This is a genomic window from Citrifermentans bemidjiense Bem (genome assembly GCF_000020725.1).
Taxonomy (GTDB): domain Bacteria; phylum Desulfobacterota; class Desulfuromonadia; order Geobacterales; family Geobacteraceae; genus Geomonas; species Geomonas bemidjiensis.
Genome location: NC_011146.1, coordinates 3,790,373 through 3,804,572 on the forward strand (window position 1 = coordinate 3,790,373; position 14,200 = coordinate 3,804,572).

A 14,200-nucleotide genomic window follows, 5' to 3' on the forward strand; every position below is an offset into this window, starting at 1 on the left:
AACAGCGACTTGGTTTCGAAATCAGCTTTAACTTCGGAGCCGGAGCGAAAACGAGGTAGTGATGTTAAACAGCCTGGAGGCGGCTGTTGAGTCCTGTAGCTAGAATTTCCTCAACCACCCCCACCTGCAGAGGTCATCGAGATTTGGAAAAGGGAGGCAATTAATGAAGTGGTTCATGAACATGAAGATAAAGACAAAAATGGGCCTTGGGTTCACAATCGTCCTCGCCCTTTTCACCTGCGCGATAGCGGTGACGTGCTTCAACATGGAGCAGGCGAGGAAAGATTCCGAACAGGTTGCCAGCGAATCTGTCCCTTTCCTCATGCGCGCATACGACATGAATATCGCCGCAATAAAGTTATCGGAAACCCTTACGGATGTTGCCGCGACCCATAACAACGAAGGGTTCAAGGAAGCCGAACTGGCGGCGGTGAGGTTCCGGCAAGAACTGGCAAAGTACAGGGAAATGTACATGAGAGAGAACGACGAAAAATCTCTCCGAGAAATGGACGAGCTGGGGAAAAGCTTCGACAAGTTCTACGACACAGGTAAAAAGATGGCTCTCACCTATGTCTCATCGGGCCTGGTGCAGGGCAATACGATGATGGACGGTTTTGACAAAGATCGCGCGCTCCTCTCGGCGGAAATCGAAAAGCTGCAAAAATCCCAGTCAGACGAAGCCAAGGCGAACACAAAGGGGATTGTCACGACACTTAACAAAGTTTTTCTATTGCTCGTCGCAGCGTGCGGGGTAGCGATCACCTTGGGGATTCTGATTGCCGTCTTCGTAACCCGCAGCATAACAGTTCCGCTCCAGAGTGCTGTAGAGGTCTCCAACAAGCTGGCGGAGGGGGACCTGACTGTCGTTGTAACGTCTGAGAATACTGACGAAACTGGCCATCTTTTGGCTGCCATGGGGAACATGGTCTACAAGCTGAGGGAGATCGTGGGAGAGGTGCAGGCCGCGACCAAGAACGTAGCGTCGGGAAGTCAGGAGCTCTCCTCCAGTTCCGAGCAGATGTCGCAGGGTGCCAGCGAGCAGGCAGCGGCGGCTGAAGAAGCTTCCGCCAGCATGGAGCAGATGACCTCCAACATCCGTCAGAACGCGGACAACGCGTTGCAGACCGAGAAGATAGCAGTCAAGTCCGCGGAAAACGCCAAAGAAGGGGGGCAGGCTGTCCAGGAAACGGTGCACGCGATGAAGGACATCGCCGGAAAGATCAACATCATCGAGGAAATCGCGCGTCAGACGAACCTTTTAGCCCTGAACGCCGCCATAGAGGCGGCCCGGGCCGGCGAGCACGGCAAGGGTTTCGCCGTCGTCGCCAGCGAGGTGAGAAAGCTCGCCGAGCGGAGCCAGAAGGCTGCCGCCGAGATCTCGCAGCTTTCCAGTACCAGCGTCGATGTCGCGGTAAAGGCCGGCGACCTCCTGTCCAAGATGGTGCCCGACATCCAGAAGACGGCCGAACTGGTCCAGGAGATCAGCGCCTCCAGCAGGGAGCAGGACACCGGGGCGGAGCAGATCAACAAGGCGATCCAGCAACTCGACACAGTCATCCAACAAAACGCCGGCGCTTCCGAGGAGATGTCCTCGACAGCAGAGGAACTTGCTTCGCAGGCGGAACTGCTGACAAGCTCCATCGCCTTCTTCAATATCGGTGAAGAAGGAAGGTCGAAGCCCCTGGTAAGACATTCCAAGACGACGATGAAGCCGATGAGCTTTAGCAAGCACCCCGCAAAAAGCGCACCTATCGCCAACGTCGCGGGCACGGATCTCCAATTGAACGACGACCATTTCGAGCACTTCTAACGGCACCTGCTTCTGAATGGCAAAAGCCGGGTTCCGCCCTGCGACCGCACGGTCCGACGAAACCCGGCTTTTTTGTTTCCGACCTTCGATCTAGTTGATCCCGTGCCCAAGGTCAATCTTGAGCCGCGCGAACCTTGCTTCCCCTGGGGCAAGCTGGAGCTTGGGAACTGAAAGTGGCTCATTCGATACCGAGTCGCAATAGATATTCGTTGCCGCAAAAAGCCTATACATGCAAGCGGCACATCGGCGCAACGGCATAAAGTGGAATCGACACCACACTTTCCGAAACTCCCATAATTTAATCAAGCAGTGTGTCGATAGTTAGAAAGCAGGGTGAAAGAGCGCCAAGCTTAAGAGATAACTAAATGGGGGGATCAGCGATGTTAAGCAATTTTAAAATTGGTACAAGATTACTGCTGTGCTTCGGCGTAGTCCTGCTCCTGCTTGTCGCCGTGGCGGGCACCGGTTACTGGGGCATCAAGCAAGTTGAAGCCACCACAGACACCATGCTAGCTACCGAGGGACGCATCGCAGAGCACTCAGCCAGGGCCCGGGCCAACATTCTGGGCATGAGGCGCTATGAGAAGGACATGCTCCTGAATATGGGCGAAGCTAAAAAGGTCGAGGAATACCTCCAGAAATGGAACGCCGAGGCCGCCAAGATGACCGAGCGCGTCGCCGACCTGGAAAAATGCGCCGTCGACAAAGAGGACAAGGACAAAACCAAGGAAATCAAGGAAAATTTCGATGGTTACAAGGCAGGTTTTGCGAAGGTAGCAGCCGCTATTCAGAACGGAAAGCTGAAGACTGCACAAGAAGCAAACAGCGCTATAGCAGAGTACAAGGACAAGTCTCACCTGATGGAAGCGACGGCGGTCAGCCTGGCACAGGATGGCGTCAAGTCAATGCATGAAGCAGGGGCGAACATTGATAAAAAGGCTAAGGAAATTGTTAATTACCTGCTCGCTATATCGTTGACAGCCGCAATTATGGCTGTCGCACTGAGTTTCCTGGTGACGCGCAGCATCAGGCGTCCGCTGGAGGTCGGGGTTCAAACTGCGAACCGACTTGCTGCCGGAGATCTTACCATGGACATCGGCGCGACCGGCAAGGACGAGACCGGTCAACTGCTGGCGGCGATGGGCAATATGGTGTCCAAGCTGAGGGAGATCGTAGGAGAGGTGCAGGCCGCGACCAAGAACGTCGCCGCCGGAAGCCAGGAGCTCTCGTCCAGTTCAGAGGAGATGTCGCAGGGGGCCAGCGAGCAGGCAGCGGCGGCTGAGGAAGCTTCCGCCAGCATGGAGCAGATGACCTCCAACATCCGCCAGAACGCGGACAACGCGCTGCAGACCGAGAAGATAGCGGTCAAGTCCGCTGACAACGCCAAGGAAGGTGGACAGGCTGTCCAGGAAACCGTACAGGCCATGAAGGATATCGCCGGCAAGATCAACATCATCGAGGAGATCGCGCGGCAGACGAACCTATTGGCCCTGAACGCCGCCATAGAGGCGGCCCGGGCCGGCGAGCACGGCAAGGGATTCGCCGTCGTCGCCAGCGAGGTGAGAAAACTGGCCGAGCGGAGCCAGAAGGCTGCCGCCGAGATCTCGCAGCTCTCCAGCAACAGCGTAGATATCGCGGTAAAGGCAGGCGAGCTGTTATCCAAGATGGTGCCAGACATCCAGAAGACGGCCGAACTGGTCCAGGAGATCAGCGCCTCCAGCAAAGAGCAGGACACGGGTGCGGAGCAGATCAACAAGGCGATCCAGCAACTCGACACGGTCATCCAGCAAAACGCCAGCGCGTCGGAGGAAATGTCCTCGACCGCTGAGGAACTCGCCTCGCAGGCGGAACTGCTGTCAAGCTCCATCGCCTTCTTCAAGATCGAAGAGGGAAGGTCGAAGTCCTTCGTTACTTCCACGAAGAACCCCGGCACAGTGAAGGCGATGAGCTTTAGCAAACACGCGGCCGCTCCTCGCGCAGCGGCCGCAAACGTCGTGGGCACCGACCTGCAGCTGAACGACGAAGAGTTCGAACACTTCTAAGAGCGCCGTTTAGAAAGAAAAAGCCGGGTTTCGCCTGCGACCACAAGGTCCGGCGAAACCCGGCTTTTTTTGTTTCCTCCAGCTTCCCCTGGGAAGGGACTCTACAGCAGCTCTATCTCGCTGCTCCGGACGATCAGTATGTCCTGGCGGAAGTCGGCGGCGAGTTGCTGGCGGTACCTTTTCCACCAGGCCCGGTCCAGTTCCGCCGCCATCACCTCGTAAATCACGATGTCGTCGTGCACCGTCGTTTCCCGGGTCTCCTTCCACAGCCCGCGCGCCGGCGAGCGCATGTAGGTGGTGATGCCGCCGAAGCGCTCGGAGAGCTGGTCACGCACCTTGAGGAACTCGTCCTGGGTGAAGGGTACCCCCTCGTTGTCGTAAAGCGGCAGCAGAATCTGGATCAGGTACATGTGGACCGTCCTTTTTAGGTCTCGCGCACGTCCTTGATCTCGCGCACGTGCGGCCGGATCGCCTCTACCAGTTTGTCCTTGTCTACCCCCTGCACCTTGAAGGTGTTAACCCAGGTGTCGCTCGTGCCGCCGTCCACCTCGCTGAAGCCAAGGCCCACGATGTCGCCGCCGGCCTGGTAGATGGTCTGGGCCACGTCGGCCAGCGTCCCCTTGGCGCCGGTGGTGGTGACGGTGAGGCGCACCCCGTGCCGCCTCCCTCCCAGCAGTTCCAAAAGCGCCTGGAACAGGTCGCTCTCGGTGATGATGCCGACCAGCGCGTCACCCTTCATTACCGGAAGGCCGCCTATCCTGCGGTCGACCATGACGCGGGCCGCCTCTTCCAGCGGGGTGTCCTCGGTAACCGTGATGACGTCAGTGGCCATGGTCTTGTCGACCGTGAGCTTCGCCAGCAGGTCGTGAATCTCCCAGATCGCCAGCGAGGTCGCCGGCGAGGGGGAAGCCTGAAACAGGTCGCGGTCGGATACGATCCCCACCAGCTTTCCGGTACGCTCCACCACGGGGAGGCGCCGGATCTTCTTGTCGCCCATGAGGCGCAGCGCTTCAGTCACCGAGATATCAGGCGTGATGGTTATGGGGTTTGGAGTCATCCGGTCTCGAACAAGCATGGTGCAACCTCCTGTTTATTTGTTGTCCTGCCGCATCCGGCTAAGGCGCCGGTTGCATTGTGTGATTTATCTGCCCGAAGGCCGCTGAGGTCAGCGCTGCGCGGGGAGCCCTCCCTCCTCAAGCGCGGGAAGCTCCCGGTTCGTTGACTTCTTCATGATGGTCACTGCGTTCTCTTTGATCTTGGCGGTACTGGCAACCATATATTCTGCGTATGCCTTGTAAAGGAAGACAAAGACTCCGAAGAAAAAAGAGATGTAGATGAGTTTGGAAAGCATGGGGGATGCAAGCATGGAGGCCACCTGGATCACCCCGACGAAGAGAGCAAGGCCGCCCATGACATACAGGAGCGGCTTCAGCCAGACAAAGCGCCCGCAAAGCCGGGAGAATGCAGTGTCGGGTTTTCGCTCCGGTTCGGGAACCGCCTGCTGCTCCAACGCAGGGACCGCCTGCTGCTCAGCCCCCGTGCTCTGCTGTTCGGCTGCCGGCGCTTTCTTTTTTTCCTCGCGCACCACCTTCATGGTGGAGCGGTACCTGGCGGGAACGGATTCCAACTTGTTGGTGATGTTAACGGTGCCGCGGTTGTCGGTGTACTTGTAGTAATCTGCACTCGAATGGGCAGGCAAAAACCAGGTCATTCCGACCATGGCGAGCAGTATAAAATAAAATAGAAAGTGCTTCATCGATAATTCCCCTGCAGAAAAGGTCAGCGTTGTCCCCCTCCCCTCGCGGGAGGGGGTTAGGGGGTGGGGGTAGGTGCCACATTTTCCCTGCTGGCGAGTTCACCCACCCCCCTGCCCCCTCCCGTCAAGGGAGGGGGACAACTGAGGCGCTTTATTTGCTACGACGGCAGCAGCCCGTCTACAAGCTCCAGCACGGCCTGGTCGCGGTTCAGGGTGTAGATGTGAACGCCCGGGACCCCGGCGTCCAAAAGCTCCTGCGCCTGCCGCCTGGCGTAGGCGATACCGGCTTTTTGCACCGCGGCCGCACCGCCGCTGCGGTCGGCCTCTTCGAGTTCGGCAAGGTATGCGGGGGGGAGCGTCGCGCCACACATGGAGATGATGCGCTGGATCACCTTGAGACTGACGACCGGGATAATACCGGGGATGATAGGCTTGTCAACGCCAGCTGCACGCGCCTTCGCGACAAAATCGAAGTAGAGCTGGTTGTCAAAAAACAGCTGGGTGATGACGAAATCGCCCCCTTGGTCCAGTTTGAGCTTGAGGTATTCCAGATCGCTTTCCGGGTCCGTCGCCTCGGGGTGCGTTTCCGGGTAGCCGGCGACCCCGACTCCCATCTCGGGATGGGACTCCCTGATGAAGGCGGCGAGATCGGAGGCGTGTAAAAGCGTGCGGCAGGCGGAGAACTCGGGCGGCGTGTCTTTGGGGAGGTCGCCGCGCAGGGCCAGGACGTTCTTGACCCCGGCGAGCGCTAGCTCGTCCAGGAAGAGCTGCAGGTCGCCTCGATAGGCGCCGACGCAGGTCAGGTGCGCCATGGTGTCCAGGCCGTTGCCGCCTTGAAGCCTCTTCACTATTTCCAGCGTGTCCCCCTTGGTGCTGCCGCCGGCTCCATAGGTTACCGAGGCGAAAAGGGGATTTATCTGCGACAACCGGTCCACCGTGTTGAAGAAGGCCGGCCACTCGTTCCTATCTTTCGGGGGAAAGAACTCAAGCGAAACGAACTGCTGCGCCTGGTTCATCTTTTCCACTATTCTCACTGCAATCTCCAGCGCTTCTATTAGGCTCCCAAAGCCCACACATTGCCATATCGGCCGATGAAAATAAACTTTTTTGTCATGTCGACAGGCAGGAGCTGCAACTTTAATTATTTTTTATAAGAAGCCGTGTGGCTGCAACAGGAAGAGCGCTGCTCCAGATAGTATAAGTGCAAAAATACGTTGCTTGCCACCTATAGGAAATGATATACATGCAAGGTTCATGACCACGGGGACGCTCCTTGTGGTTTTTTTCATTTTTCCAAAGGGAGCAGTTCACATGATCACCGCATCAAACGTCACCCTCTCGTACGGCAAGAGGGTCCTGTTCAAGGACGTAAATATAAAATTCACCCCCGGCAACTGCTACGGCCTCATCGGGGCCAACGGGGCGGGGAAATCGACCTTCCTGAAAATCCTCTCCGGCGAGATCGAAGCCGACAAGGGAGACATCTCCGTCGGCAAAGGACGCATCGCCGTCTTGAAGCAGGACCAGTTCGCCTACGACGAGCACACGGTGCTGAACACCGTCATCATGGGGCACAAGAAGCTGTTCGACATCATGGCGGAGCGCGAGGCGATCTACTCCAAGCCGGAGTTCAGCGAAGAGGACGGCATCCGCTCGGCGGAACTGGAAGCGGATTTCGCCGAGATGAACGGCTACGAGGCGGAGAGCGAGGCGGCGGTACTGCTGAACGGTCTCGGCATCCCCGAGGAGATGCGCGGCAAGCAGATGAAGGAGCTTGAAGGCGGCGAGAAGGTCCGGGTGCTCCTGGCGCAGGCGCTCTTCGGCAACCCCGACGTGCTCCTCTTGGACGAGCCTACCAACCACCTGGACCTGAAGTCGATCTCGTGGCTGGAGGAGTTCCTGTTCCGCTTCCAGAACACCGTGATCGTGGTCTCCCACGACCGTCACTTCCTGAACCAGGTCTGCACCCACATAGCCGACATCGACTTCAGCCGACTCCAGGTCTACGTCGGCAACTACGATTTCTGGTACCAGGCAAGCCAGTTGCACCTGAAGCAGCGCCAGGACGACGTCAAGAAGACACAGGACAAGGCGACCGAGCTGAAGGAATTCATCCAGCGCTTCTCCTCCAACGCTTCCAAGGCGAAGCAGGCGACCTCCAGGAAAAAGCTTTTGGAGAAGCTGACCATCGAGGACATGCCGGTTTCCTCCAGGAAATACCCCTGGGTGGTTTTCAAACCGGAGCGTCCCTGCGGCGACATCATCCTTGAGGTGAAGGGGCTTTCCAAGGCGGTGGACGGGGTCCAGATCTTCAAGGATCTCGACCTGATCGTCAGGAAAAACGACAAGATCGCCTTCGTGGGGGGCAACTCGCTGGCGAAGACCACCTTGTTCCAGATCCTTGCCGGCGAGCTAGAGCCGGACGAAGGTACCTTCCGCTGGGGCGTCACCATCACCAACGCCTACTTCCCCAAGGAGAACGGCGACTATTTCAAGAGCGACCTGAACCTGATCGAGTGGCTGGGGCAGTATTCCCCTCCCACCGAAGGCGAAAGCTTCGCCCGCGGCTTCCTGGGCCGCATGCTCTTCTCCGGCGACGAAGCCCTGAAAAAGACCAGCGTCCTCTCCGGTGGCGAGCGGGTGCGCTGCATGCTCTCCAGGATGATGCTGGCCGGCGCCAACGTGCTGATGCTGGACGAGCCGACCAACCACCTCGACCTCGAGTCCATCACCGCGCTCAACAACGGGCTCATCTCCTACACCGAGGTGGTGCTCTTCGCCTCCCACGACCACGAGTTCGTCTCCACCGTCGCCAACAGGATCATCGAGATTCTCCCGAACGGCTGCATCGACCGCGACATGAACTTCGACGACTACCTGGAAGACGCGGACGTCATAGCGGAGCGCGACAGGCTTTGCAACGGCCACGCGGAGCTGAGCCTGTAGCACTTGTAGGAGCACCAGTCATGTTAAAAAGAAAGGGCCTTTCCCATGGGGGAGGCCCTTTCTTTTTGCGCTGATGTTCCGGCTTGCCCTCCGTAAAAGGCCCCCTCACCCCGCCCCTCTCCCAGAGGGCGAGGGGAGACAAGCCAAGCCCCGCACATACCCTCTCCCTCTGGGAGAGGGTGGCCGAAGGCCGGGTGAGGGAGATGCCACGAAGATGAAATGACCACCAGGAAGCTCCAGCTTCCCCTGGGTCCAAGCTGGAGCTTGCGTTTCCTTGGGTTCCCAAGCTGGAGCTTGGGAACCAGAAAACAAGCAAACCCCCTCGGCCTACATCTTCCCCGTGGCGTACCATTTGAGATAGGAGAGCCCGGCCCGGGTCCAGTAGCCAAGCTCCTCCCGCGACCGGATAGCAGCCAACTGCTCGAGGACGTACCGCGGGCGCAGGTAAAAGGAGCGGGTGAACGATCTCTGGCACTCCAGTAGCTCCTCCGCGCTGAAGTTAGTGGTGCGCCAGCGCGGCTTCTTGCCGAAGATGACGTAATCCTCCCAGGGCACCCCCGGCTCGATCAGCCCCGCGGCGAGCATCTTCTCCCTAAGCGGCGTCCCCGGGTAGGGGACCACCACGGAAACGGAGACGAAGCTCCAGGGAAGCCCCCGGATCAGCCTCCGCGTCTGTTCCAGATCCTCCCGGGTTTCTGAAGGGTCGCACCCTATGATGAAGTTCCCTTCCACATGCCTGATCCCCGCCTCCCTGGCCCAGCGCACCGCATTTTCAACCTGCCCGACCGTGATCCCTTTCCCCATCAACTCCAAGAGGCGCGGACTGCCACTCTCGACGCCGAAGGCCACCTTCTCGCAGCCGCAGCGCCGCATCAGCCGCAACAGTTCCGGCGTCACCGTGTTTACCCTGGTGTCGCAGTTCCAGGAACGGATGCCGCTGCGCGTGAGGATCTCGCAGATGACTGCGGCGCGCTCGGGGTTGAGCGTGAAGGTGTCGTCGGCAATGACCACGTGGTTCACCTTCTGCTCGCGCACCATCCGGTCCAGCTCGTCGGCTATGAAGAGAGGGTCACGGAAACGGACGCTCCTGCCGAAGGTGGCCTGGATGGCGCAGAAGGAGCAGGCGACCGGGCAGCCGCGAGAAGTGAAGAGTTCGCCGGAGCGTAGCGCGTTGGAAAAACCGCGGCTGGAATGGCCGGCACGAAGGGAGTAGTCGAGTAGGTCGCGGGCAGGAAAAGGAAGGGAGTCGAGGTCGGAAACCAGCTCGCGGGACGAGTTCACCCTCACCCCGTCCTCGGACCGGTAGGCGATCCCCCGAATGTCTTGGCCGGCTCCGCCCTCGCGCAGCCTCAGGCAAAGTTCCGCAAGCGTCAGCTCCCCCTCTCCCCGGACCAGGTAGTCAAAGGAGGGGAACTCTTCCAGCGTCTCTTTGGGAAGGGCGCTCGCGTGGCTCCCCCCTATCACGGTGACCGTGTCGCCGCGCCGCCGCTTCACTGCACGGGCTAGCTCGGCCGCGCTCTCTATGGTGGGGGTAGTGGCGGAAAAGCCGACCACCGCCGGGGAAAGCCGCTGCAAAAGCGCCCCAAGGTGCTCTTCGCTGTAGGGGGTCGCCTCGTAGTCGGCGATGTCCACCTGCAGCCCTGCCAGGCGCAGGCTGGAGGCGAGGTAGGCGAGGTTCATCGGGCGGGTATGCGAGAGGAGCGCCGCCCCCTGGAAAGGATCGGGGGGGCGCACCAGCAGCACGCTTCCCGGTTCCACCTGCGCCGCTCCCCTTGTTGGGGCGCCGCTCATCGCCCCTCCACCATGAATCTCAACTGCGCCATCTTCGGCTCCAGGTCGGGGCGGGGGGCAAGCCTATTAGCGATCTGGTACTCCTGCAGCGCCTCGGCGTGCTTTCCCTCTCGCAGGGAGAGAAGCGCCAGGAACAGATGCGGGAAGGGCTCCTGAGGGGTGAGAGAGATTGCCTGCTGGTACTTGAGACGCGCAGCGGCAAGATCCCCCCGAGCCTCGCAGAGCTGCCCGATAAACGCGCGGGTCCTTGCGTCCTTCGGGTCGAGCGCGGCTGCGGTCGCCAATGTGGCGGCAGCTTCGTCGAACTTCTTTTGCACCATCAGCGCCGCCCCCAGAAATGAATATCCGGGAGCAGATTTGGGGTCGAGTTTGGTCGAGATACGGAGTTCCCGGACCGCTTCGTCCAGTACCTGGTTCTGGGCGGGGTCCATGGGCTGGAGCATCACGTTGATGTCATCGGTGTGCCAGGGGGGGAGGGCACAGGCCAGCACGAACCCGAGTGAGAAGTGCGCCCTCCCCTTCCCCGGGCTCTTCTGCACCGTATCCCGCCACAGGGCCACCGGCGTCGTCCACACCTCGTTTCGCAGGTAGCAGGCGACGGAGCTGGCGAGAACCAGGAAGGCGACCACGGCGACCGCGGGACGCGAGGTGCAAAGCGGTGTCCCGCTGAACCGGGGGGGAAGGGAGAACGCGGCGGCGAGCAAGGCGATGAAGAAACCGACCGACGGCAGGTAGGCCCGATGCTCGAAGATGACGTCGTCGATCGGCACCACGCTCGACTCGACGCTGAGGGTGATGAAAAACCACCAGATGCCGAAGCCGGCCAGCGCGCGCATGCCGGCCCGGTCGTCTCCCCTGCGCGAGGTCGCCAGGAGATAAGTGCCGCCGGCTGCCAGCGCCAGCAGCAAAAGCAACGGCAGGACGACGGCCGGGGCGAGGAAAGCTTTCTGCAGCGGGTACTGATAGTCGAAGTTCTGGTTGACCGGCAGGATGAGGAGCCGCAAGTAGGTCGTTATCACCCCGAACTGCGTCATCAGGTATTCCCAGGGGGAGGTGTGGTTGAAATTGACCAGGTTCACCGCACCGGCCACCTTGCCCCCCTTGGCAGCCATGGCCGAGAGTGACATCAGCTTGAGCGGGATGATCGCCATGGTGAAGAGGAACGGGACCAGCCGCACGAGCCGGGCGGCGGTGACGGCGCCCCGGAAGAAGACGAACTCGTACAACGCGATCACCGCCGGGAGGGTGAAGGCGTTTTCCTTGCTCTTCATGGCTAGGACGCAGGCGAAAAGCGAGCCGAGGTAGCAGGCGACCCTCATCGGCTTCGTCTTTGCGAGCCTTCCCGCGGCGCACAGCGCCAACGACCCCAGGAAGAAAAAGGCGACCAGCGGGACGAAGCGCTGCACCACGTAGGTGACCGCCTGCGTCTGCAGCGGGTGGCAGACGAACAAAAGGCTCGCCAGAAACGGGAGGTAGAAGTATCTCTCCGCCGGGGGTGCCGCCCCTTCACCGTGCTCCGGCTGCAGCGCCGGCGTCCTCAGGGTGAGCCACAAGACGAGGTACACCAGCAGGGCGTCGGCCATGTGCAGCAGGAGGTTGACGACGTGGTACCCCCGCACGTCCAGCCCGTGCAAGGCGTGGTTGAGCGCAAAGGTGAAGTAAGCCACCGGGCGCAGGATGAAGTTGTTCTTCAGGTCCGGGTTGACCGGGAGCGCGAACACCTTTTGCGGATCGGCGAAGAAGGAGAAGTCCTTGATGGCCGGGTTGTTGACCAGGCAAGGGAGATCGTCGAAGACAAACGGCGCGGCTACGATGTTCGAATAGACCGCGAAGCCCAGCGCCAGCACCAGCAGGATATGAACCAGCGGATCGCGCCAGAGGCTCAGCTCTTCCTCCACCGCGGGCAAGGCCTGTGGCCCGGCTTGCGGCTCAAGCTTTGCTAACTTGCGTCTCTTTTTCATGTTTTCTCCAAGCCGTCAGCCTTTTCTGGCCACGGCGAACAGGGAGGAGCCGATCGGCAGCCGCAGGCGCCGCAGCAGGGAATTCTCCATCCGCATCACATTCAGAAGAACCCGGTTCACCAGTGGCGAAGGGAGCACCACGTCCGAGGCCCCAGCTTTGGCGGCACGGGCGGAGCGCAACCGTCCGCGCAGCAGCCGGCACCCCGCGACGAGCGGGAAAAGCAGGCTTACCCGGAAGCTCAAAAGCGCGACGCGAAACCCCGCCGCGGCCAGCCTGTCACGAAGGGTGCGCTCGTCGTAGCGCTCGCGGGTGTGGACCGCCACGTCGTGGGAACTTCTGAGCCACTCCAGGGCCACCAGGTTGAGGATCAGCATCCCCCCCGGCCGGAGCGCCGCGAGGAACGACTTCAGCACCTCTACGTCGTCCCGGACCCCCTGGTGGTACAGGACGTCGATGGAGGTGATCAGGTCGTAGCGCTCCGGCTCCAGCTCCAGACCGTTCAGGTCGCCGATTTCGGCGGCGACGCCGCGCCTGCGGCAGAAGCGGATCGCCTCCCGCGAAGCGTCGACCCCCTCCACCTCGCCGTAGGGTGCCAGCAACTGGCAGAGCCTTCCGGTGCCGCACCCCGCATCGAGGATGCGCAAGGGGCGCTTAAGGCGCGCGGCCTCCCGCGCCACGTGGGAGAGGATCAGCTCGTGCAGCCCCACGTACCACCAGTGGGAATCCTCCGCCTGGAACATGCGGGCGTATTCCGCCGGGTTCATCGGCTCCCCCGGAAAAACGCCCGCACCGCCTCGACCACCTTTTCGGCGTGGCGCCGGGGGAGCTCCGGGTACATGGGGAGCGAGAGGATGCTGCGAGCCAGGCGCTCGGTCACCGGCAGGTCCCCTTCCCGATAACCCAGGAAGGCATAGCCGCGCATCAGGTGCACCGGGTGGGGGTAGTTGATGCGGGTCTCTATCCCTTCGCCGCGCAGATATTCCTGCAGCTCATCGCGCCGGCCGGTCCTCACTGTGTAGAGGTAGAACTGGTGCCGGCACCCCTCCCGGACAGCAGGAAGCGCGAGGTCCCCGACCCCTGCGAGCCCCTGGTCGTAAAGCTCCGCCAGCTCGCGGCGCTTTTCGACCGCCCTCTCGACCCCGGGCAGCGCAAGGCTCAACAGGGCCGCCTGCACCTCGTCCAGCCGAGAGTTGAACCCCTCCTCTTCGGCATAGTAGCTTCCCTCCATGCCGTAAAAGCGCAGCCGCCTCAACCGTGCCGCAAGCTCCGGGTCGGCCGTTGTCATCACGCCCGCGTCGCCGAAAGCCCCCAGCACCTTGGTGGGATAGAAGGAGAAGGCGCCGATATCCCCGAGGCTCCCCGCCCGGTTCCCCCGGTAGCTGGCGCCGCAGGCCTGGGCGCAGTCCTCGACGATGCGCACCCCCCGTCGCTTGGCGATCTCGACAAGAGGCGCCATGTCCGCCATCTGGCCGCACAGGTGCACCGGAAGGATGCAGCGGGTGCGCCCGTTCATGGCTCCCTCCACCTGAGAGACGTCGATCAGGAAGGTGTCCTCTTCGACGTCGACAAAGACAGGGGTCGCGCCGGCGGCGCGTATCGCTGCCACGGTGGGGACGGCGGTATTGGAGACGGTGATCACCTCGTGCCCCGCCCCTACCCCCAGCGCCTTCAGGGCCAGCGTCAGGGCGTCCGTCCCGGAATTGACCCCGACCGCGTAGCCGGTCCCGCAGTAGGCGGCGATCGCCTCCTCGAATGCCGCCACCTCCTGTCCCATCACGAGCCGGCCCGAGGAAAAGACACGATCCACTGCGCGCAGGTACTCGTCGCGCCGCGGCTCATAGGCGGCAAGATAATCCCAGTAACGGACCGGTTCTGCGCTCGACATAAGTTCTC

At 61.0% G+C, this 14,200-nt stretch carries 11 protein-coding genes; 3 read left to right on the forward strand and 8 right to left on the reverse strand.

Annotated features, from left to right (window positions below; all coding sequences use genetic code 11):
- Nucleotides 1-163: 163 nt before the first annotated feature.
- Together GBEM_RS16445 and GBEM_RS16450 are read left to right on the forward strand one after the other, a co-directional pair.
- On the forward strand, nt 164-1,810 hold the full coding sequence (locus GBEM_RS16445; protein ID WP_012531725.1) for a methyl-accepting chemotaxis protein: 1,647 nt from the start codon (nt 164-166) through the stop codon (nt 1,808-1,810).
- A gap of 380 nt (nt 1,811-2,190) precedes the next feature.
- Complete coding sequence (locus tag GBEM_RS16450; protein WP_012531726.1) at nt 2,191-3,852, forward strand: methyl-accepting chemotaxis protein; 1,662 nt, start codon at nt 2,191-2,193, stop codon at nt 3,850-3,852.
- 101 nt (nt 3,853-3,953) lie between these two features.
- On the opposite strand, the gene GBEM_RS16455 is transcribed toward GBEM_RS16450, so the two are convergent.
- The 4 genes from GBEM_RS16455 to GBEM_RS16470 all read right to left on the reverse strand — a co-directional run bounded on the left by GBEM_RS16455 (nt 3,954) and on the right by GBEM_RS16470 (nt 6,642).
- The gene (locus tag GBEM_RS16455) at nt 3,954-4,262 is read right to left on the reverse strand and encodes a hypothetical protein (protein ID WP_012531727.1); all 309 of its coding nucleotides are present in this window, start codon (nt 4,260-4,262) and stop codon (nt 3,954-3,956) included.
- 14 nt (nt 4,263-4,276) lie between these two features.
- The gene (locus tag GBEM_RS16460; protein WP_012531728.1) at nt 4,277-4,927 is read right to left on the reverse strand and encodes a CBS domain-containing protein; all 651 of its coding nucleotides are present in this window, start codon (nt 4,925-4,927) and stop codon (nt 4,277-4,279) included.
- A 90-nt stretch (nt 4,928-5,017) separates the two neighbouring features.
- Nucleotides 5,018-5,608, reverse strand: a complete 591-nt coding sequence (locus GBEM_RS16465; RefSeq protein ID WP_012531729.1) for a DUF4124 domain-containing protein — start codon at nt 5,606-5,608, stop codon at nt 5,018-5,020.
- Between the two features lie 158 nt (nt 5,609-5,766).
- Entirely contained in the window at nt 5,767-6,642 is an 876-nt protein-coding gene (locus tag GBEM_RS16470; RefSeq protein ID WP_012531730.1) for a methylenetetrahydrofolate reductase, read from the reverse strand.
- Between the two features lie 277 nt (nt 6,643-6,919).
- Here GBEM_RS16470 and GBEM_RS16475 point away from each other — a divergent pair, with 277 nt between their 5' ends.
- Entirely contained in the window at nt 6,920-8,554 is a 1,635-nt protein-coding gene (locus tag GBEM_RS16475) for an ABC-F family ATP-binding cassette domain-containing protein (RefSeq protein ID WP_012531731.1), read from the forward strand.
- Between the two features lie 327 nt (nt 8,555-8,881).
- Here the strand turns inward: GBEM_RS16475 and GBEM_RS16480 are convergent, their stop codons facing one another.
- From GBEM_RS16480 to GBEM_RS16495, 4 genes are read right to left on the reverse strand one after another with little or no spacing between them, the layout of a single operon-like run.
- Nucleotides 8,882-10,345: a B12-binding domain-containing radical SAM protein gene (locus GBEM_RS16480; RefSeq protein ID WP_012531732.1), complete on the reverse strand. Its 1,464-nt coding sequence runs from the start codon at nt 10,343-10,345 to the stop codon at nt 8,882-8,884.
- Nucleotides 10,342-12,306, reverse strand: a complete 1,965-nt coding sequence (locus GBEM_RS16485) for a tetratricopeptide repeat protein (RefSeq protein WP_012531733.1) — start codon at nt 12,304-12,306, stop codon at nt 10,342-10,344. Before GBEM_RS16485 ends, GBEM_RS16480 begins: the two co-directional genes overlap by 4 nt.
- A gap of 15 nt (nt 12,307-12,321) precedes the next feature.
- Nucleotides 12,322-13,071 (reverse strand): class I SAM-dependent methyltransferase, encoded by a 750-nt coding sequence (locus tag GBEM_RS16490; RefSeq protein WP_012531734.1) that lies wholly within the window; start codon nt 13,069-13,071, stop codon nt 12,322-12,324.
- Nucleotides 13,068-14,192, reverse strand: coding sequence for a DegT/DnrJ/EryC1/StrS family aminotransferase (locus GBEM_RS16495; RefSeq protein ID WP_012531735.1), 1,125 nt, complete (start codon nt 14,190-14,192; stop codon nt 13,068-13,070). The genes GBEM_RS16490 and GBEM_RS16495 overlap by 4 nt, the downstream gene beginning before the upstream one ends.
- Nucleotides 14,193-14,200 lie beyond the last annotated feature (8 nt).

What these genes read in the sequence shown, in the direction of transcription:
- GBEM_RS16445 (WP_012531725.1), top strand. Translation starts at nt 164, where the DNA reads ATGAAGTGGTTCATGAACATGAAGATAAAGACAAAAATGGGCCTTGGG.
- GBEM_RS16450 (WP_012531726.1), top strand. Translation starts at nt 2,191, where the DNA reads ATGTTAAGCAATTTTAAAATTGGTACAAGATTACTGCTGTGCTTCGGC.
- GBEM_RS16455 (WP_012531727.1), bottom strand. Translation starts at nt 4,262, where the DNA reads ATGTACCTGATCCAGATTCTGCTGCCGCTTTACGACAACGAGGGGGTA.
- GBEM_RS16460 (WP_012531728.1), bottom strand. Translation starts at nt 4,927, where the DNA reads ATGCTTGTTCGAGACCGGATGACTCCAAACCCCATAACCATCACGCCT.
- GBEM_RS16465 (WP_012531729.1), bottom strand. Translation starts at nt 5,608, where the DNA reads ATGAAGCACTTTCTATTTTATTTTATACTGCTCGCCATGGTCGGAATG.
- GBEM_RS16475 (WP_012531731.1), top strand. Translation starts at nt 6,920, where the DNA reads ATGATCACCGCATCAAACGTCACCCTCTCGTACGGCAAGAGGGTCCTG.
- GBEM_RS16480 (WP_012531732.1), bottom strand. Translation starts at nt 10,345, where the DNA reads ATGAGCGGCGCCCCAACAAGGGGAGCGGCGCAGGTGGAACCGGGAAGC.
- GBEM_RS16485 (WP_012531733.1), bottom strand. Translation starts at nt 12,306, where the DNA reads ATGAAAAAGAGACGCAAGTTAGCAAAGCTTGAGCCGCAAGCCGGGCCA.
- GBEM_RS16490 (WP_012531734.1), bottom strand. Translation starts at nt 13,071, where the DNA reads ATGAACCCGGCGGAATACGCCCGCATGTTCCAGGCGGAGGATTCCCAC.
- GBEM_RS16495 (WP_012531735.1), bottom strand. Translation starts at nt 14,192, where the DNA reads ATGTCGAGCGCAGAACCGGTCCGTTACTGGGATTATCTTGCCGCCTAT.